Annotated in this window: 12 protein-coding genes; 6 read left to right on the forward strand and 6 right to left on the reverse strand. The window is 73.1% G+C overall.

Features of this window, described 5'->3' with window-relative positions; all coding sequences use genetic code 11:
* Nucleotides 1-173: 173 nt before the first annotated feature.
* From ACIQ9P_RS13870 to ACIQ9P_RS13880, 3 genes are all read right to left on the reverse strand, one after another.
* Nucleotides 174-3,944 (reverse strand): multifunctional oxoglutarate decarboxylase/oxoglutarate dehydrogenase thiamine pyrophosphate-binding subunit/dihydrolipoyllysine-residue succinyltransferase subunit, encoded by a 3,771-nt coding sequence (locus ACIQ9P_RS13870; RefSeq protein WP_402354622.1) that lies wholly within the window; start codon nucleotides 3,942-3,944, stop codon nucleotides 174-176.
* Nucleotides 3,945-4,236: 292 nt separating this feature from the next.
* Nucleotides 4,237-5,367 (reverse strand): sensor histidine kinase, encoded by a 1,131-nt coding sequence (locus ACIQ9P_RS13875; protein WP_402354624.1) that lies wholly within the window; start codon nucleotides 5,365-5,367, stop codon nucleotides 4,237-4,239.
* Nucleotides 5,368-5,456: 89 nt separating this feature from the next.
* Entirely contained in the window at nucleotides 5,457-6,194 is a 738-nt protein-coding gene (locus ACIQ9P_RS13880) for a response regulator transcription factor (RefSeq protein ID WP_093864899.1), read from the reverse strand.
* Between the two features lie 549 nt (nucleotides 6,195-6,743).
* On the opposite strand from ACIQ9P_RS13880, the gene ACIQ9P_RS13885 reads away from it, so the two are divergent.
* The 4 genes from ACIQ9P_RS13885 (at nucleotide 6,744) to ACIQ9P_RS13900 (ending at nucleotide 12,107) form a co-directional block, all read left to right on the forward strand.
* Nucleotides 6,744-7,526, forward strand: coding sequence for a rhomboid-like protein (locus ACIQ9P_RS13885; protein ID WP_402354626.1), 783 nt, complete (start codon nucleotides 6,744-6,746; stop codon nucleotides 7,524-7,526).
* Between the two features lie 186 nt (nucleotides 7,527-7,712).
* The gene (gene lon / locus ACIQ9P_RS13890; RefSeq protein ID WP_402354628.1) at nucleotides 7,713-10,208 is read left to right on the forward strand and encodes an endopeptidase La; all 2,496 of its coding nucleotides are present in this window, start codon (nucleotides 7,713-7,715) and stop codon (nucleotides 10,206-10,208) included.
* 119 nt (nucleotides 10,209-10,327) lie between these two features.
* Nucleotides 10,328-10,813: a GtrA family protein gene (locus ACIQ9P_RS13895; protein WP_402354630.1), complete on the forward strand. Its 486-nt coding sequence runs from the start codon at nucleotides 10,328-10,330 to the stop codon at nucleotides 10,811-10,813.
* Nucleotides 10,814-10,892: 79 nt separating this feature from the next.
* Nucleotides 10,893-12,107, forward strand: coding sequence for an ROK family protein (locus ACIQ9P_RS13900; protein WP_402354632.1), 1,215 nt, complete (start codon nucleotides 10,893-10,895; stop codon nucleotides 12,105-12,107).
* Nucleotides 12,108-12,184: 77 nt separating this feature from the next.
* Here the strand turns inward: ACIQ9P_RS13900 and ACIQ9P_RS13905 are convergent, their stop codons facing one another.
* Entirely contained in the window at nucleotides 12,185-13,282 is a 1,098-nt protein-coding gene (locus ACIQ9P_RS13905) for an ABC transporter permease (RefSeq protein WP_402354634.1), read from the reverse strand.
* Between the two features lie 111 nt (nucleotides 13,283-13,393).
* Between ACIQ9P_RS13905 and ACIQ9P_RS13910 the strand changes: the two genes are divergently transcribed.
* Entirely contained in the window at nucleotides 13,394-13,867 is a 474-nt protein-coding gene (locus tag ACIQ9P_RS13910) for a MarR family winged helix-turn-helix transcriptional regulator (protein WP_402354636.1), read from the forward strand.
* Nucleotides 13,868-13,986: 119 nt separating this feature from the next.
* Complete coding sequence (locus ACIQ9P_RS13915; RefSeq protein WP_402354638.1) at nucleotides 13,987-15,540, forward strand: MDR family MFS transporter; 1,554 nt, start codon at nucleotides 13,987-13,989, stop codon at nucleotides 15,538-15,540.
* 488 nt (nucleotides 15,541-16,028) lie between these two features.
* Here the strand turns inward: ACIQ9P_RS13915 and ACIQ9P_RS13920 are convergent, their stop codons facing one another.
* Nucleotides 16,029-16,283: a hypothetical protein gene (locus ACIQ9P_RS13920; RefSeq protein WP_402354640.1), complete on the reverse strand. Its 255-nt coding sequence runs from the start codon at nucleotides 16,281-16,283 to the stop codon at nucleotides 16,029-16,031.
* A 29-nt stretch (nucleotides 16,284-16,312) separates the two neighbouring features.
* Nucleotides 16,313-17,506, reverse strand: a complete 1,194-nt coding sequence (locus ACIQ9P_RS13925) for an anion permease (protein WP_402354965.1) — start codon at nucleotides 17,504-17,506, stop codon at nucleotides 16,313-16,315.
* Nucleotides 17,507-17,526 lie beyond the last annotated feature (20 nt).

Consider the following 17,526-nt stretch of genomic DNA (forward strand, 5'->3'; position numbering starts at 1 on the left):
GGGGGGGGGGGGGGGGGGGGGGGGGGGGGGGGGGGGGGCGGGCCGCGCGGGCGGGGGGGGGGCGGGGGGGGGGGGGGGGGGGGGGCGCGCCGCGCGGCCGGGGGGGGGGGGGGGCGCGGGGGCCCCCGCCGCCGTGCGCGCGTCCGACCGGTGGGAACCGGTGGGACCGGGCGTCAGATCGTGAAGATCTCCTCCAGCAGCGCCCGCTGCTCGGCACCGTGGCGCTTGGCCGAGCCGACCGCCGGGGCCGAGGAGGCCGTGCGGGCGACGCGGCGCAGCCGCGGGCCGTCGGCGCTGCGGCCGATGACGACCTGCAGGTGGTCGACCAGGTTCATCGCGATGAACGGCCAGGCACCCTGGTTGGCCGGCTCCTCCTGCGCCCAGACGAACTGGACGTCGTCGCCGTACTTGGCCAGCTCCTCCTGGAGCTCGGCCACCGGCAGCGGGTAGAGCCGCTCGACCCGGACGATCGCGGTGTCGGTGATGCCGCGCTCGGTGCGGGCCGCCTCCACGTCGTAGTAGAACTTGCCGGCGGTGATGACGACCTTGCGGACGTTCGCCGGGTCGACGGTGGTGTCACCGATGACCGGGCGGAACGAGCCGGAGAGGAACTCCTCGGTCGCACTCGCCGCCGCCTTCAGACGCAGCATCGACTTCGGGGTGAAGACGATCAGCGGCTTGTGGTGCGGGTTGTGCGCCTGCCAGCGCAGCAGGTGGAAGTAGTTCGACGGCAGGGTCGGCATGGCGACCGTCATGTTGTCCTGCGCGCACATCTGGAGGAAGCGCTCCGGGCGGGCGGACGAGTGGTCCGGCCCCTGGCCCTCGTAGCCGTGCGGCAGCAGCAGGGTGACGCCCGAGTGCTGGCCCCACTTCTGCTCGGCGGAGGCGATGTACTCGTCCACCATGGTCTGCGCGCCGTTGACGAAGTCGCCGAACTGCGCCTCCCACATGACCAGCGCGTTCGGGCGGGTCAGCGAGTAGCCGTACTCGAAGCCCATCGCCGCGTACTCGGACAGCAGGCTGTCGTACACGGTGTAGCGGGCCTGGTCCTCGGTGAGGTACTGCAGCGGGGTGTAGTCCTCGCCGGTGACCCGGTCGATCAGGACGGCGTGCCGCTGGCCGAAGGTGCCGCGGCGGCTGTCCTGGCCGGCCAGGCGGACCGGGTGGCCCTCCATGAGCAGCGAGCCGATGGCGAGGGTCTCCCCCATCGCCCAGTCGATGGTGTTGTCCTCGACCGAGCCGGCCCGGCGCTGCAGCTGCGGCAGCAGACGCGGGTGGACCGTCATCCAGTCCGGCAGGTTGACCTGCGAGGCGGCGATCCGCTTGACCATCTCCTCGGAGATGCCGGTCCGGATGGTGACCGGGAAGTCGGCGACCGGCTTGCCGCTGGTGGCGGGGGCCGGGGCCTGGGCGGCGTCGCGGACCTCGGCGAACACCTTCTCCAGCTGGCCCTGGAAGTCCTGGAGCGCCTGCTCCGCCTCTTCCATGGTGATGTCGCCGCGACCGATCAGGCCCTCGGTGTAGAGCTTGCGCACCGAGCGCTTCTTGTCGATCAGGTCGTACATCAGCGGCTGGGTGAACGACGGGTTGTCGGCCTCGTTGTGACCGCGGCGGCGGTAGCAGATGAGGTCGATCACGACGTCCTTGTGGAACTCCTGGCGGAACTCGAAGGCGAGCCGCGCGACGCGGACCACGGCCTCCGGGTCGTCGCCGTTCACATGGAAGATCGGGGCCTCGATCATGCGGGCCACGTCGGTGCAGTACATCGAGGAGCGGCTGGAGGCCGGGGCGGCGGTGAAGCCGACCTGGTTGTTCACCACGACGTGCACGGTGCCGCCGGTGCGGTAGCCGCGCAGCTGCGACATGTTCAGGGTCTCCGCGACGACGCCCTGGCCGGCGAAGGCCGCGTCGCCGTGGATCTGGATCGGCAGCACCGGGAAGGTCGTGCCGCCCTGGTCCAGGATGTCCTGCTTGGCGCGGGCGATGCCCTCGACGACCGGGTCCACGGCCTCCAGGTGGGAGGGGTTCGCGGCCAGCGACACCTTGATGGTCTCGCCGTCCAGGCCGGTGAAGGTGCCCTCGGAGCCGAGGTGGTACTTCACGTCGCCGGAGCCGTGCATCGACTTCGGGTCGAGGTTGCCCTCGAACTCGCCGAAGATCTTGCCGTACGGCTTGCCGACGATGTTGGCCAGCACGTTGAGGCGGCCGCGGTGGGCCATGCCGATGACGGCCTCGTCGAGGCGGTGCTCGGCGGCGGAGTCGATGGTGGCGTCCAGCAGCGGGATGAGCGACTCGCCGCCCTCCAGCGAGAAACGCTTCTGCCCGACGTACTTGGTCTGCAGGAAGGTCTCGAACGCCTCGGCCGAGTTCAGCCGGCGCAGGATGCGCAGCTGCTCCTCGCGCTCCGGCTTGGTGTACGGCTTCTCCAGGCGCTCCTGCAGCCACTTGCGCTGCTTCGGGTCCTGGATGTGCATGTACTCGATGCCGACGGTGCGGCAGTACGTGTTGCGCAGCAGGCCGAGGATGTCGCGGAGCTTCATCATCCGCTGGCCGCCGAAGCCGCCGACCGCGAACTCGCGCTCCAGGTCCCACAGGGTGAGGCCGTGGGTGGTGACGTCCAGGTCGGGGTGCTTGCGCTGCTTGTACTCCAGCGGGTCGGTGTCGGCCATGAGGTGGCCGCGGACCCGGTAGGAGTGGATCAGCTCGATGACGCGGGCGGTCTTGTTGACCTCGTCGTCGTGCGTGGTGGCGACGTCGGTGGCCCAGCGGACCGGCTCGTACGGGATCCGCAGCGACTCGAAGATCTCGTCGTAGAAGCCGTTCTGCCCGAGCAGCAGCTGGTGGATCGTGCGCAGGAACTCGCCGGACGCCGCGCCCTGGATGACGCGGTGGTCGTAGGTCGAGGTCAGCGTCATGATCTTGGAGACGCCGAGGCGCGACAGGGTCTCCGGGGCGGAGCCCTGGAACTCGGCCGGGTACTCCATGGCGCCGACGCCGACGATGGTGCCCTGGTTCTGCATCAGGCGCGGCACGGAGTGCACGGTGCCGATGCCGCCGGGGTTGGTCAGCGAGACCGTGACGCCGGTGAAGTCGTCCATGGTCAGCTTGTTGGCGCGGGCCCGGCGGACGATGTCCTCGTACGCCTGCCAGAAGCCGAAGAAGTCGAGGGTGTCGGCCTTCTTGATCGCCGCGACGACGAGCTGGCGGTCACCGTTCGGCTTGACCAGGTCGATGGCCAGGCCGAGGTTCACGTGCTCGGGCTTGACCAGGTAGGACTTGCCGTCCTCCACCTTGTAGCTGTGGTTCATGCCCGGGGATGCCTTGACGGCCTGGACCAGGGCGTAACCGATCAGGTGGGTGAAGGAGACCTTGCCACCGCGGGCGCGCTGCAGGTGGTTGTTGATGACAATGCGGTTGTCGATCAGCAACTTGGCCGGGACGGCGCGGACCGAGGTGGCGGTCGGCACCTCCAGCGAGGCGTCCATGTTGGTCGCGACGGCCTTGGCCGGGCCGCGGAGCTGAACCAGCTCGGGGCCCGCGCTCGCCGCGGCCGGCGCGGGCGCCGGAGCGGCGGCCTTGGGCGCCGGGGGCGCGGCCGGGGCGGCGGCGAGCGGCGCGGGGGCCGCAGGAGCCGCGGGGGCCGTCGGGGCCTGCTGCGCCGGCGCGGGGGCGGCCGGGGCGGCGGGGGCCTGGACGGCCGGAGCAGCGGCGGGCGCGGGGGCGGCGGCGGGGGTCGGCGTCGCGCCGACCTGGGTCGCGGCCTGGGTCACTGGGGTCACCTCGGTACCGGGCTTGTAGTCGGCGAAAAAGTCCCACCAGGCTCGGTCGACCGAGTTCGGGTCCTGGAGGTACTGCTGGTAGATCTCGTCGACGAGCCACTCATTGGGGCCGAAGCCAGTGGAGCTAGCCGAGCTGTTGGGGTGTTCGGGGGACTGTGGCGACACGGCGGCAACCGCCCTCTTCCGCTTCCTTTTGGGATGTTTGGACAGCGGGGATTAAGGCTACGCCTCCGATCAGTGATCGCGCAGTCCCCGGGGGGCAGGCGTCGCCCAGATCACAGTCCTGACCTGCTGTTTGGCTGGAAATGTGCGTTAGAAAGCCACATCGGCGGGGAACCGACCGGTTCCGATCGCCAGCTAAAGCTGGACAAACACGGACAAAGAGGGGTGTTGATCCTCTTTGCGGCACTGTGTCGTATCTGTGACATCCGCCCCGGCGCCGCCCGGCGGTGCCCGCTCAGCGCGGGCCCGGCAGCCGGACCTCGATCCGGCAGCCGAGCGAAGCCTCGGCGACCTCGATCCGCCCGCCGTGCAGGTCCACCGCCCAGCGGGCGATGGCCAGGCCCAGGCCGGTCCCGCCGTCGGCACCGGGCCCGGCCGCGGTCGCGGTGCCGCTGCGGCCGAACCGCTCGAAGACCCGGGCCCGGTCCGCCGCCGGGATGCCGGGACCCTCGTCCTCGACCTCCAGCAGCAGGGCCCCGGGGCCCTCGTCCGGCCTGGCCCGGACGGTCACGGTGCCGCCGGGCGGGGAGTGCTTGCAGGCGTTGTCGACCAGGTTGGCCACCACCTGGTGCAGCCGTTCGGTGTCGGCGACGCCGGTCAGCCCGGCCGGGCTGACCTCCAGCGCGAGCCGGACGTCGCCGCGGCGGGAGAAGGCCCCGCCGGCCGTGGCACCGTCCACGGTGACGCCGCGCAGCACGCCGTCCAGGAACTCGCGCACCTCGAACGGGCGCGCGTCCAGGTCGACCACACCGTCGTCGATCTTGGAGAGGTCGAGCAGGTGGGTGACCAGCCGGCCGAGCCGCTCGGTCTGCTCCAGCGCCGCGCCCAGGGTCGCCGGGTTGGGCTGGACGACGCCGTCGACCACGTTCTCCAGTACGGCCCGCAGTGCGGCGATCGGTGTGCGCAGCTCGTGCGAGACATTGGCGACCAGCTCGCGCCGGTGCCGGTCGGCGGCCTCCAGGTCGGAGGCCATCTGGTTGAAGGTCGCGGCGAGCTCGCCGATCTCGTCGCGCGAGTTCACCTCGACCCGGCGGCTGTAGTCGCCGGAGGCCATCGCGCGGGCGGCGGCGGTCATGTCGCGCAGCGGGGCGGTCAGCCCGTGCGCGAGGAACTGCATGAAGAGCAGCGAGGCGATCATCGAGAAGATCATGATGATCCGGATCTGGGTCTCGGACCGGATCGCCACGACCACCATGCCGGTGGCCAGGAAGACCGAGACGATCACCAGGAGGGCGAGTTTGCCCTTGATGGAGCGGACCGGGTCCAGCGGCCGGATGTCGGCCCAGACCCGTCTCGCGGCGCGGGCGGCCAGGGTGGGCGGCCGACTGCCGTCGATGTCCCCGTTGCGTTGCTGTGGAAAGGTCATTGGTCCCCTGTGGTCCCCCGCGTGGGTCCGCCGCACGGCGGTTCGGACAACGGGCCCCCCGGCGGCCCGGTGTCCGAGGGTGTCACCCGCTACGAGAGCGGGGCCTCCAGCGCGTACCCGACACCGTGGACGGTGCGGATCCAGCTGGCGCCGATCTTCCGGCGAAGCGCCTTGACGTGGCTGTCGACGGTGCGGGTGCCGGACGCGTCCGTCCAGTCCCAGACCTCGGCCAGCAGTTGCTCACGGGTGAGCACGGCGCGCGGCTGGGCGGCCAGGCAGGCGAGCAGGTCGAACTCGGTCGGCGTCAGGTGGACGTCGCCCGAGGCCAGCCGGACCCGGCGCTGCACATGGTCGATCTCCAGCTCGCCGAAGCGCAGGCTGCCCAGCGCGGGCGTCCGGGCGGCCTGCTGCGCGCGCTCGACGCGGCGCAGCAGCACGTTGACCCGGGCGGCCAGTTCGCGCATGGAGAAGGGCTTGGTCATGTAGTCGTCGGCGCCGACGCCGAGGCCGACCAGCAGGTCCGTCTCGTCGTCCCGCGCGGTGAGCATCAGGACCGGCACCGGGCGCTGGGCCTGGATCCGGCGGCACACTTCGAGGCCGTCGAAGCCGGGCAGCATGATGTCGAGGACGACGAGGTCCGGCTGCCAGGTGTGGAAGCCGTCGACGGCGCCGGGGCCGTCGTGGGCCACCGCCACCTTGAAGCCCTCCGCGCCCAGCCGGGCCGCGATGGACTCGGCGATCGTGGGTTCGTCCTCCACCACCAGCACTCTGCGCTGGCTGCTCACCGTGCCGCCGGTGTTCTGGTTGTCCTGCTGAATTTCTGTCACGGTCACGCCACCGCCCCCAGGGCTGCGGGCCGGCCACCTGTGGGGATGGCGAAGGCTCCGCTTCGTAGTCTTGTTCCGTCGTGGACTGTGCCGGGTCCGCCGTCCCGTCGCGTGCGCGGGTGACGGCGAGGGCGTGGGCCGCTCTCCGTCTCCCGTACACCTGGCAGCGTACGGACCGCAGATGATTCCCGGCAGGTGGACCGGACATTTCCGGCCCGCGGGCCGGCCTGTCCGGCCGACTTTCGGGCCCACCGGGAAGTGGGCACGGGCCGATACCTTACCCGGCGTTTTTTCACTCTGTAACGGTACGTATGCACATGAGTTGACACCAAGCCGCCGGTCAGGGCGAAAAGCGGTACCGAAAGTGATGGAAGGTCTGGACCAATGCGGGCCCGTTCGGACCCCGGATCCTCACGGCGTTCTCCCAGCGGACTCCCAGCCATCGGACGTACCGTGGCCACGACAAATTCGTGGGGGTGGGATTTCCGGTACGCGCCGGTACGTTGGGCACACGCGGGTGACGGCCGCGGGCGTTGGAGCGGAGGCGGCATGACGGAGCGGCAGGCGCCCGCCGGACCCGGCGGGCCGCCGTACGGGATGCTCCGGGCCGGCCTGCGGGGCGGCGCGGTCGACTGGGTCCTGGCCCGGGTGCCGACCCTGCGCCGCAATCCCTTCGCGCTCGGCTACCTCGCCGTGGTCGCCGCCACCACCACCTTCGCCGGACTGGCCGCCCCGGAACTCGTGCTCCGGCTCCAGGAGGCGTCCAGCTCGGACGGGCACAACCTGTTGCAGCACCCGTTGCGCGCGCTGCTGTTCAGCGGCTTCTGGGTGGCCGGGCCGGTCTGGATGCCCTACCTCTGGGCCTTCGCCTTCACCGTCGCGCCGCTGGAGCGCCGGGTCGGTCCCGGTCGGGCGGCCGCGGTCTTCGCGGCCGGGCACGTCGCCGCCACCCTGCTCTCCCAGGGCGTGGTCGTCGTCGGGGTGGGGACCGGGCGGCTGGAGCCGGCCGCGATGGACTCCCTCGACATCGGTGTCAGCTACGGCGTGCTCGCCAGCCTCGGCGCGCTGGCGGGGCTGCTCCGGCCGGTCGGGCGGGCGGCCGTGCTCGCGCTGGCGGTGGCGCTGATCGCCGAGCAGATCGCCGCCGACCGGGACCTCGTCACCGGGGTCGGTCATCCGGTGGCGCTGCTGGCCGGGGTGGCGCTGTGGCGGTGGCTGCGCCGCTGGGAGGGCCGCGGGCCGCGCCGCGGCCGGGTCGGGGTGCCGGGGGAGCTGTCCCGGCCGGCGTCCGTGCCCCCGGCCCGCGGCGCCGCGGTGCCCGGCCGGTTCTGAGCCCGCGGGCGCGGGCGGCCTCCGGGTCCGCGCGTCCGGGTTCGCCCGGACGGGCCTTTTTGACGGCGCCGCGACAGCCCGCGACTACCCCGCCGCGTTCGCTCACGGCGAACAAGCGGCGGGGAACATCCGGCGGCCGCCAAGCCTTAGTCAGGTCGACTCAAGTTCACTGACTGGGGAGAGATCATGGCATCGACGTCCACACCGCTCACCCTGCCCGTGCTGCCGCTGGACGACGAGGTCGTCCTGCCGGGCATGGTCGTCCCGCTGGACCTGAAGGACGCCGAGGTCCGCGCCGCCGTCGAGGCCGCGCGCGCCGCGGCCACCGGCGGCGCCGGGAAGCCCCAGGTGCTGCTGGTCCCGCGGGTGGACGGCTCCTACGCGGCGGCCGGCACCCTCGCCACCGTCGAGCAGGTCGGCCGGCTGGCCGACGGCCCGGACGGGATCGGGCAGCCGGCCGCGCTGGTCCGCGCCGTGCGCCGGGTACGGATCGGCGTCGGCACCACCGGGCCCGGCGCCGCGCTCTGGGTGGAGACCACACCGTTCCGCGAGTCCTCGGTCGGCACCCCGGTGGCCGGCCGGGCCGCCGAGCTGGTCAAGGAGTACAAGGCCCTCTCCACCCAGTGGCTGCGCCGTCGCGGCGCCTGGCAGATCGTCGACCGGGTGGCCGCGATCGAGGGCGTCGGCGAGCTCGCCGACAACATCGGCTACGCGCCCTTCGCCACCGCCGAGCAGAAGCTCAAGGTGCTGCTGGAGGCCGACCAGGTCGCGCGACTGGAGTACGCGCTCGGCCTGCTCCGCGACCACCTCGCCGAGGAGGAGGTCAACGACACCATCCGCAAGGACGTCGAGGAGGGCGTCGCCAAGCAGCAGAAGGAGTTCCTGCTCCGCCGCCAGCTGGAGGCCGTCCGCAAGGAGCTGGCCGAGCTGAACGGCGACCCGGCCGACGAGGAGGGCGACTACCGCACCCGGGTCGAGGCCGCCGACCTCCCGGACAAGGTCCGCGAGGCCGCCCTCAAGGAGGTCGACAAGCTGGAGCGGGCCAGCGACCAGTCGCCCGAGGGCTCCTGGATCCGCACCTGGCTGGACACCGTCCTGGAGCTGCCCTGGAACGAGCGCACCGAGGACAGCTACGACATCGCCGGCGCCCGCGCGGTGCTGGACGCCGACCACGCCGGCCTGGGCGACGTCAAGGACCGCATCGTCGAGTACCTGGCCGTCCGCAAGCGCCGGGCCGAGCAGGCGGCCGCGGGGCTGGCGGCCGAGGGTCGTGCGGCCGACGGTCGGGCGTCGGCCGGGGAGCAGGACGGGCCGGGCGAGGCCGCCCCGAAGGGCGGCGGGCGAAGGGCGGGCGGCGCGGTGCTCGCGCTGGTCGGCCCGCCCGGCGTCGGCAAGACCTCGCTCGGCGAGTCGGTGGCCCGCGCCATGGGCCGCAGCTTCGTCCGGGTCTCGCTCGGCGGCGTCCGGGACGAGGCGGAGATCCGCGGCCACCGGCGCACCTACGTCGGCGCGCTGCCCGGCCGGCTGGTCCGGGCGCTCAAGGAGGCCGGCTCGATGAACCCGGTCGTCCTGCTCGACGAGATCGACAAGGTCGGCTCCGACTACCGGGGGGACCCGGCCGCCGCCCTGCTGGAGGTGCTCGACCCGGCGCAGAACCACACCTTCCGGGACCACTACCTGGAGGTCGAGCTGGACCTCTCCGACGTGGTCTTCCTCGCCACCGCCAATGTGCTGGAGTCCATCCCCGAGCCGCTGCTCGACCGGATGGAGCTGGTCCGCCTGGACGGCTACACCGAGGACGAGAAGGTCGTCATCGCCCGTGACCACCTGCTCCCGCGCCAGCTGGAGCGGGCCGGGCTCAAGGGCGAGGAGGTCGCGGTCGACGAGCCGGCGCTGCGGAAGCTCGCCGGCGAGTACACCCGCGAGGCCGGCGTCCGGAACCTCGAACGGGCGATCGCCCGGGTGCTGCGCAAGATCGCCGCGCAGACCGAGCTGGGGGAGCGCGAGCTGCCCGCCGCGATCGGCGCGGAGGAGTTGCGCGCCCTGATCGGCCGACCGCACCACGTGCCGGAGGCGGCCCAGGAGCCCGCCGAGCGGCGCACCGCGGTGCCCGGGGTGGCCACCGGACTGGCGGTCACCGGCGCCGGCGGCGACGTCCTCTACATCGAGGCTTCGCTCGCCGACGCCGAGACCGGTGGCACCGGGCTGACCCTGACCGGCCAGCTGGGCGACGTCATGAAGGAGTCCGCGCACATCGCGCTCTCCTTCCTGCGCTCGCGCGGCGCCGAGCTGGAGCTGCCGGTCACCTCGCTGCGGGACCGTGGCGTGCACCTGCACGTCCCGGCCGGGGCCGTCCCCAAGGACGGGCCGAGCGCCGGCATCACCATGACCACGGCGCTGGCCTCGCTGCTCTCCGGACGCAAGGTGCGCACCGATGTGGCGATGACCGGCGAGGTGTCGCTGACCGGGCGGGTGCTGCCGATCGGCGGGGTGAAGCAGAAGCTGCTCGCCGCCGACCGGGCCGGGGTCAGCACGGTGATCATCCCCAAGCGGAACGAGGCCGACCTGGACGACGTCCCGGCGGAGGTGCTGGAGCGGCTCACCGTGCACCCGGTCGCGGACGTCCGTGAGGTGCTGAGGCTGGCCCTGGAGCCGGCCGAGGTGCTGGCCGCCGTCGCCTGACCCGGTCGTCGGCCGGGGGCTCCTCCCCGGCCGGGACCAGGTCCGGTCCCGCGCACGGAGCCCGTCCCGCCCGGTCCGCCGGACGGGACGGGCTCCGTGCGCCGTGCCAGACTGCGAGGATGCCGTCGCTCACCCAGCGCGTCCTGGTCCGGGTACCGGTCCGGGTCCGTCCGGCCCTGGTCCGGCACCGGCGGCTGGTGAAGTTCCTGCTGGTCGGCAGTGGCTGCTTCGCCCTGACGGTGCTGATCAACTACGCGCTGCGGTTCACCGTCATGCCGCGGAAGCCGGTGCTGGCGCTCACCCTGGCGACCGTGGTCGGCACCGTCGTCTCCTACCTGCTCAACCGGCGCTGGTCCTTCCGGTCCTCCTGGCGCCGGCGCGAACCGCTGATGTTCGTCCTGGTGAGCGCCGTCGCCGTCGCGGTCAACGACCTGCCGCTGATCGCCTCGCGCTACCTGCTGAACCTGCGCGAGCCCTGGGTCAGCCCGTTCACCCAGGAGCTGGCCGACTTCCTGAGCGGGATGGTGCTGGGCACCTTCGTGGCGATGCTGTTCCGCTTCTGGGCCATGCAGCGCTGGGTCTTCATCCGGGTGGAGCAGACCTGAGCGCCGGGCGTCCGAGGCCCGGGCGACCTAGGCTCGAAGGACCGGGGGACGTGAACCGCGGCCGGAGCGGGTGAGGGTGATGCGCGAGGCGGACGGCGCCCCGACCGGGCCGGCGAGCCAGCAGGGGATGCGCCGGGCCAATCTGGCGCTGGTCCTCGGGGTGATCGCGAGCGCCCCGCGCTCGCGCGCCGAGGTGGCCGCCACGACCGGGCTGACCAGGGCCGCGGTCTCCTCGCTCGCCGAGGAGCTGATCGCGGCCGGCCTGGTGGTCGAGGAGGGCCCGGCCGCGCCCAGCGGCAAGGTCGGTCGGCCCGGCACCGCGCTCGGGCTCGACCCGGACGGCCCCGGCGGCCTCGGCGCCGAGATCGGGGTGGAGCACCTGGGCGCCTGCGTGGTCGACCTGCGCGGCGAGGTCCGGTCCTGGCACCGCCAGGAGATCCGCAACAGGGGCCGACGCCCCGCCGCCGTCATGGCCGACCTCGCCGAACTGGTCCGCCGCGCCGCCGCCGGGGCCGGACCGCGTCCGGCCGGGCTGGTCCTGGCCGTGCCCGGACTGGTCGGGGCCGACGGCGCGCTGCTCCGGCGGGCCGCCAACCTGGGCTGGGAGGAGGTGCCGCTCGCCGCCGAACTGCGGCTCGCGCTGCGCGCCGCCGGCGCCGGGGAACTGGCCGAGCTGCCGCTGCGGGCCGACAACGAGGCCAACCTCGGCGGGCTCGCCGAGCTCTGGCTCGGCGGCCGGCCGGCCCACTTCCTGCTCGTCTCGGCCGAGGCCGGGATCGGTTCGGCGATCGTGGTCGAGGGCCGGCTGCTGCGCGGCGCGAGCGGCTACGCGGGCGAGCTGGGGCATGTCCCGGTGCGTCCGGACGGTCCGCGCTGCGCCTGTGGGGCGCACGGCTGCCTGGAGCAGTACGCGGGGGAGGCGGCGGTGCTGCGCGCGGCCGGGCTGGAGGGCGTCCGGGGCGACTGGGTGGCGCTGCTCGCCGAGCGGGCCGGGGCCGGGGACGCGGAGGTGCGGGAGGCGCTGGCCGGGGCCGGGGCCGCGCTGGGGATCGCGGCGGCGGGCGCGGTGAACCTGCTGGACCCGGCGGAGGTGGTGCTGGGCGGTGGCTACGCGCAGCTGGCGCCCTGGCTGCTGCCCGCGATGCGGGCCGAGCTGGTTGCTCGGGTGACCGTCCGCCCGTGGACGGACGAGCGGCTGACGGTCTCCCGGCTGGGCCGCCGCGGCCCCCTGCTGGGGGCCGCGGCGGGGGTGGTCCGGTCGGTGCTCGCCGATCCGGGCCGGCCGGAGACCTGAGCCACCGGGCGCCCGAGCGGCCGGGGACCCGGGCCGGCCGGACGCCCGAGCGGCCGGATCGGCGGGAGCCGGACCGGTCAGCTCTCGACCAGCTCGCGGCTGCGGTGCGAGGGCCGGCGCAGTACGGCGGCGAAGGTCACCCCGATCCCGACCAGGGCCCAGGCCAGCAGGACCAGCAGCGGCTTGGTCAGCGCGGAGCCGTCGAAGTAGGCGATGGAGCGGGTCGCGTCGGTGCCGGCGCCGTTCGGGAACCAGGCCCCGATCGCCCGCCAGAACGGCGGCATCAGCGGCGGGGGGAAGACGCCGCCCGCACTCGGGTTGCCGAGCACGACGAAGAGCAGCACCGCGACGCCGATGCCGACGATGTCGAACAGGCACTGCAGCGCCATGGTGAACGCGCCCACCGCGAAGACCACCAGCGCGCCGACGGCGGACATCGACCAGAACGGCCCCGGCAGCGCGTCCAGCACCGACTTGACGATGATCGCCCCGCCGATCCCGGCCGCGACCGAGTAGAGGGCGAGCGTGCCGAGGCGGATCAGCGCCCGGTTGGTGTTGGCGGGCTTGGCCCCGGCGCTGACGCCGAGGATGGAGGCGACCAGGTAGCCGCCGACGCACCAGCCGATCACCAGGTAGAAGGAGGAGAGGCCGTTGGCGTCGCCCTTGGCGAGCGGCACCACGTCCTCGACCTTCACGGTCCGGCCCTGGGTCTTCTCCAGGCCGGTCACGATGCTCTCGGCGGCCCGGGCGGCGGACGGGCCGCGCGCGTTGGCGACCAGCAGCACGTCCTCGGTGGAGGCCGGGTCCACCACCAGGGCGGCGTAGACCTTCTGGTCCTTGATCTGCGCGGTGGCGGTCTCCGCGTCCGGCGCGGTGACGGCCTTCACGGCCTGGTCCGGGACCGACTCCAGGCCCTGGACGAACTTGGGGGCGACCTGCGGCGGGGCGACCACCGCGATCGACAGCTCGTGCGGGGCGGGGTGGTGCAGGGCGCCGACGTACGAGGTGACGAAGCCGAGCTGGAGCAGCAGCACGCCGATGACCAGCATCGCCGCGCGCGGGGTGACCGCGCCCTTCAGCTCGGTGACGAAGCCCTTCCGCGGTTCCGGCGCCGATGCCGGGGCGGGCTCCCGCGCCGGTTCCTGGCCTGACTGTTGCCCGGGGGCGGAGGTCATGCACATCTCCTTGTGTATCGGGGGAAACCGGATACTTAATAGCATGAACTAGTTTCCTCCGGGTATCTCCCGCGCCGCAGTGGCCCGGGCGGGCTGCGGGATACTGGCGCGGTGAAGGTGCCGAACGAGGAACACGACGAGCAGCCCCTGCTGGCCGTGGAGCGCGAGGTCGGGGTGCTGTTCCGGCGCGGCCGGGCCCGGGTGGCGGAGCTGTCCCGGCGGGTCCATCCGCGGCTGGAGGGCATGGCGTACAGCCTGTTGGGCCATGTCGAGCAGGCCGGTCCGGTGCGGGTGACCGATGTCGGTGTGCACTTCGCGGTCGGCAAGGCGACCATCAGCCGGCAGATCCGGGCGCTGGAGGAGCTGGGCCTGCTGGCCCGGGAGGTGGACCCGCTGGACCGCCGTTCGGCGCTGGTCTCGCTCACCGAGGAGGGCCGGCGGCGCTACCTGGTCGCCCGGGACGCCCGGATGGGCCGGGTGCGGGAGCTGATGGCCGACTGGTCGGAGGAGGACGTGGTCCGCTTCGCCCAGCTGCTGCACCGCTTCAACGACGTGGTGGGCGAGGCGGCCGTGCCGAGCGCCTGAGGGCGGCCGCGGGAGCCCGGGCCGGGACCGGTCCGGGCTTTACTTGTTCTTGAAGAATGTTGCCCAAGTCAACCATCTGCGCCTATGGTTGTGTCAGGCAACTATCCCGAAGGACCTCGATGACCGCCACCGCCACCCCGACCGCCCTGACCGGAGCCGCCGCCGACACCGATCAACCGATGACGCACCGGCAGGTGATGGAGGCCCTCTCCGGCCTGCTGCTCGGCCTCTTCGTCGCCGTGCTCTCGTCGACCGTCGTCTCCAACGCGCTGCCCCGGATCCTCACCGACCTGCACGGCGGACAGTCCGCCTACACCTGGGTGATCACCGCGACCCTGCTCACCCTCACCGCCTCCACCCCGATCTGGGGCAAGCTCTCCGACCTCGCCAGCAAGAAGCTGCTGCTGCAGATCGCGCTCGTCATCTACATCGCCTCCTCAGCCCTGGCCGGCTTCTCCCAGAACACCGGCCAGCTGATCGCCTGCCGCGCCCTCCAGGGCATCGGCGCCGGCGGTGTCACCGCGCTCGCCCAGATCTGCCTGGCCGCGATGGTGCCCCCGCGCGAGCGCGGCCGGTACAGCGGCTACTTCGGCGCCGTCTTCGCCCTCGCCACCATCGGCGGCCCGCTGATCGGCGGCGTCATCGTGGACACCTCCTGGCTCGGCTGGCGCTGGTGCTTCTACGTCGGCATCCCGTTCGCGCTCGCCGCCATCCTGGTCCTGCAGCGCACCCTGAAGCTGCCGGTGGTCCGGCGCAAGGTGAAGATCGACTACCTCGGCGCGCTGGTGATCACCGGCGCGGTCAGCCTGCTGATGATCTGGATCACCCTGGCCGGCAAGAACTACGCCTGGCTCTCCTGGCAGACCGCGGCCATGGTCGGCGGCGGCCTGCTGCTCGGCGCCCTCGCCGTCGTGGTCGAGCGCCGCGCCGTCGAGCCGATCATCCCGCCGCACCTGTTCCGGCACCGGACCGTCACCCTGTCCGCGCTGGCCAGCGTCCTGGTCGGGATCGGGATGTACGGCGCCACCACGTTCCTGAGCCAGTACTTCCAGCTCGCCCGGGACAAGTCCCCGACCGTGGCCGGCCTGATGACCCTGCCGATGATCCTCGGCCTCGCCGTCTCGTCCACCGTGGCCGGCCGGCTGATCACCAAGTACGGCCGCTGGAAGGCGTACCTGGTCGCCGGCACCCTGCTGCTCGCCGTCGGCTTCGCCCTGCTCGGTACCGCCCGCGCCGACACGGCCTACGGCCTGCTCTCGGTCTACATGGCGATCACCGGCATCGGCCTCGGCCTCACCATGCAGAACCTCGTCCTCGCGGTGCAGAACACCGTGCCGCGCGCCGAGCTCGGCGCGGCCAGCTCGGTGGTCACCTTCTTCCGCACCATGGGCGGCGCGATGGGCGTCTCCGCGCTCGGCGCGCTGATGAACAACCGGGTCGGCCACTACCTGGCCGAGAACCTGGCCGCCGCGCACGTCCCGGCCACCGGCGGCGCGCTCGGCGGCGGCATCCCGGACCTGCACAAGCTGCCCGCGCCGCTGGTGCCGCTGGTCACCGACGCCTTCGGGCACGGGGTCGGGGTGGTGTTCCTGGTCGCGGCGCCGTTCGCGCTGCTGGCCTTCGTCACGGTGCTGTTCGTCCGGGAGACGGTGCTGCGCACCGCCCAGGACTGATCCGGGACGGGTTCCGGTCCGTACGGACGCCCGCCCGGTGGTCGGACGCCGGTCAGTCCCTCGGGCGGTCGCCTGCCCGCTGGACCTCGTCCCGTATCACGGACGCCTGACGGCTGGTTGGACGACCGCCCGTTCGTCGGACGCCCGCCCGCCTGCCGGGTGGGCGTCCGACGCGTGTCCGGGGCCGTTCGTACGGGAGGCGGTGCTGCGCGCACCCCGGGCCGCATCCGGCGAGTGCCGGGTCGGACACCGTCCGGGTGTGCGGGCGGTTCCGTCGTGCGTCCGACCGGCGTCAGGTGTCCGGCGTCAGGTGTCCGGCGTCAGGTGTCCGGTGTCCGGGGTCGTCCCGTGCCGGTCGTCCGCCCGACGCCCGGGCGGGTGTCCGGCACGCCGTCGGGGCGGGCACCGGTACCGGAACGGCCGGAGGGCCGGGAGTGGATCACCACTCCCGGCCCTCCGGCCGTGTCGTGCGGGGCCGCGCGGACCGGTTACTTGCCCGCGATCAGCGACAGCCCGTAGAGGACGGCCGCGCCGCAGACGGCGAAGCAGGCGTAGGCGCCGGCCAGGGCCAGCCGGCCGCCGTTCGCCGGGGCGTCCGGGCCGCCCGCCGCGCGCTGCGCGGTGAGGGTGGCCTCGCGGCGGGACAGGGCCAGGATGCCGAGGGCGAAGACGGCGACGACGGCGACGGTGATGCCGAAGCTGACACCTGCGGTCTGGGCCAGGGCGTTCCACTTGATGTGCATGGTGTTTCGAGCTCCTCAGCCGGCGGCGGTCAGGCCGCGACCGTGGTCGAGGCGGGGGTCGGGGTGGCGGGCGCGGCCGGGCCGACCTCGACCGGGGTGACGTCGGTGATGTCGCTGACGTCGTCGGCGGTGACGTTGTCCGCCCCGACCGGCTGGCGGCGGGAGATGACCCACATCGCGCCCGAGCCGGCCACCAGGACGACGCCGACCAGCGCCACGCCCCAGTTGCCCTGCTCGGCGAGGAAGGCCGCGAGTCCGCCCACGGTGGCGGCGGCGGGCAGGGTCAGGCCCCAGGTGTAGACCATCCGGCGGACCATGCCCCAGCGCAGCTCGGCCTTCGGGCCGCCGAGGCCGGCGCCCATGATGCCGCCGGAGCAGACCTGGGTGGTGGAGAGGCCGAAGCCCATGTGCGAGGAGGTCAGGATGACCGTCGCGGCGGCCGACTCGGAGGCGAAGCCCTGGCGCGGGGTGATGTCCGCGAGGCCCTTGCCCATCGAGCGGATGATCCGCCAGCCGCCCATGTAGGTGCCGATCGCGATCGCGGCGCCGGCCGAGACGATGACCCAGGTGGGGGGCAGCGCGCCCTTGGGCAGGGCGCCGACCGAGACCAGGGTCAGGGTGATGATGCCCATCGTCTTCTGGGCGTCGTTGGTGCCGTGCGCCAGCGAGATCAGCGAGGAGGAGAAGATCTGGCCGGTGCGGAAGCCCTTGCCGACCGTCTCGTCCTTGCTCTTGCGGGTGATCGCGAAGGCGAGCTTGGTGGCGCCCCACGCGGCCAGGCCGGCCACCAGCGGGGAGGCGACGGCGGGGATGAGGATCTTGCTGACGACGGTGTCGAAGTTGACGCCGTTGACGCCGACGCCGACGACGGTGGCGCCGATCAGGCCGCCGTAGAGCGCGTGCGAGGAGCTCGACGGCAGACCGCGCAGCCAGGTCAGCAGGTTCCAGAGGATCGCGCCGGCCAGTGCGGCAAAGATGATCTCCGGATGGATGCCCGCCTTCTCGTTGACGATGCCGCCCGAGATGGTGGTGGCGACCTTCACGGAGAGGAACGCACCCGCGAAGTTGAGGACGGCCGCGATGGTGACCGCGACCTTCGGCCGGAGGGCTCCCGTGGCGATGGAGGTGGCCATCGCGTTGGCGGTGTCGTGGAACCCGTTGGTGAAGTCGAAGGCGAGCGCCGTGATGATCACAACGGCCACCAGGAACGAGATGTGTTCCATACCCAAACAATCGTCGTAGT

This window comes from Kitasatospora sp. NPDC094019 (genome assembly GCF_044764505.1).
Lineage (GTDB): Bacteria > Actinomycetota > Actinomycetes > Streptomycetales > Streptomycetaceae > Kitasatospora.

Excerpts from the sequence above, each read along its gene's own strand:
- ACIQ9P_RS13875 (WP_402354624.1), bottom strand. The coding sequence starts at position 5,367 with ATGACCTTTCCACAGCAACGCAACGGGGACATCGACGGCAGTCGGCCG.
- ACIQ9P_RS13885 (WP_402354626.1), top strand. The coding sequence starts at position 6,744 with ATGACGGAGCGGCAGGCGCCCGCCGGACCCGGCGGGCCGCCGTACGGG.
- lon (WP_402354628.1), top strand. The coding sequence starts at position 7,713 with ATGGCATCGACGTCCACACCGCTCACCCTGCCCGTGCTGCCGCTGGAC.
- ACIQ9P_RS13895 (WP_402354630.1), top strand. The coding sequence starts at position 10,328 with ATGCCGTCGCTCACCCAGCGCGTCCTGGTCCGGGTACCGGTCCGGGTC.
- ACIQ9P_RS13900 (WP_402354632.1), top strand. The coding sequence starts at position 10,893 with ATGCGCGAGGCGGACGGCGCCCCGACCGGGCCGGCGAGCCAGCAGGGG.
- ACIQ9P_RS13905 (WP_402354634.1), bottom strand. The coding sequence starts at position 13,282 with ATGACCTCCGCCCCCGGGCAACAGTCAGGCCAGGAACCGGCGCGGGAG.
- ACIQ9P_RS13915 (WP_402354638.1), top strand. The coding sequence starts at position 13,987 with ATGACCGCCACCGCCACCCCGACCGCCCTGACCGGAGCCGCCGCCGAC.
- ACIQ9P_RS13920 (WP_402354640.1), bottom strand. The coding sequence starts at position 16,283 with ATGCACATCAAGTGGAACGCCCTGGCCCAGACCGCAGGTGTCAGCTTC.
- ACIQ9P_RS13925 (WP_402354965.1), bottom strand. The coding sequence starts at position 17,506 with ATGGAACACATCTCGTTCCTGGTGGCCGTTGTGATCATCACGGCGCTC.